This is a genomic window from Aminobacter sp. P4_D5 (assembly GCF_056401815.1).
In genome coordinates this window covers 1-515 of record NZ_JBFUIP010001418.1, presented here as the reverse complement: position 1 = coordinate 515, position 515 = coordinate 1, and the positions used below count along the sequence as shown (strand labels likewise).

General features: G+C 66.5%; 1 protein-coding gene. It reads left to right on the top strand.

Annotated features, from left to right (window positions below):
• Window positions 1-515: LLM class flavin-dependent oxidoreductase (locus AC1DWF_RS38740; RefSeq protein ID WP_476843699.1), on the top strand; the 515-nt coding region annotated here is incomplete at both ends.

Below are 515 nucleotides of genomic sequence, written 5' to 3'. Positions count from 1 at the left end.
ACCTCACCGGATCCCATCCGGCGGGCTGGCTGCATCCGAGCACCGAGGACGGATCGGTCGTGAGCATCCGCTCGTATCGAAAGCTGGCGAAGCTGGCCGAGCACGGGCTCTTCGACCTCTTCTTCATCGCYGACACGCCGGCGCTGCGCTACGACAGCCTCGACGTCTGGTCCCGCTACCCGCTCTTCACCAATGTGCTGGAGCCGCTGACCTGCCTCGCTGCGGTCGCCGGCGCCACGGAGCATATCGGACTCGGCGGCACGGCGACGACGAGCTTCTCCGAGCCCTACAACATCGCGCGGCAATTCGCTTCGCTGGACCATATCAGCGGCGGTCGCGCGGCCTGGAACGTCGTGACATCGGCGAACAACTACGCCGCGCGGAACTTCGGCCATGCCGCGCTGCCGCCGCATGCCGAACGCTACGACCGCGCGAAGGAATTCGTGCAGCTGGTCCTGAAGCTCTGGGACACCTGGGAGGACGATGCCTTCGTCTACGACCGGGAAGAGGTGCGC